The sequence below is a fragment of the Sphingomonas sp. AC449 genome (assembly GCF_979253475.1).
This window is the reverse complement of record NZ_CEEDCZ010000118.1, coordinates 1-231: the sequence shown is the minus strand read 5'-3', so window position 1 is coordinate 231 and position 231 is coordinate 1. Positions and strand designations below refer to the sequence as shown.

The 231-nt window shown below is 74.0% G+C and carries 1 protein-coding gene; it reads right to left on the bottom strand.

Features of this window, described 5'->3' with window-relative positions; translation table 11 throughout:
- Positions 1-100: 100 nt before the first annotated feature.
- A partial coding sequence (locus AC0CH3_RS18050; RefSeq protein ID WP_465238151.1) for an SDR family oxidoreductase occupies positions 101-231 on the bottom strand: 131 nt, incomplete at its 5' end.

The following is a 231-nucleotide window of genomic DNA, read 5'->3' as shown; positions in this document are numbered from 1 at the left end:
CCGCCGCATCCCGCCAACAGCGTGCAGGTGGCGACTCCCGCGATCCACGCGCGACCGCCCGGGCGCAGCGGCACCGCCGCCGCGCGCGCTGCCGACCGGATCATGCGGCGGTCCACCCGCCATCCATCGATACGTTCGCGCCGGTGATCGACTGCGCCCAGTCACGACACAGGAACAGCGCGAAGGCCGCGACCTGCTCGGGCGTGACGAACGCCTTGGTCGGCTGCGCGG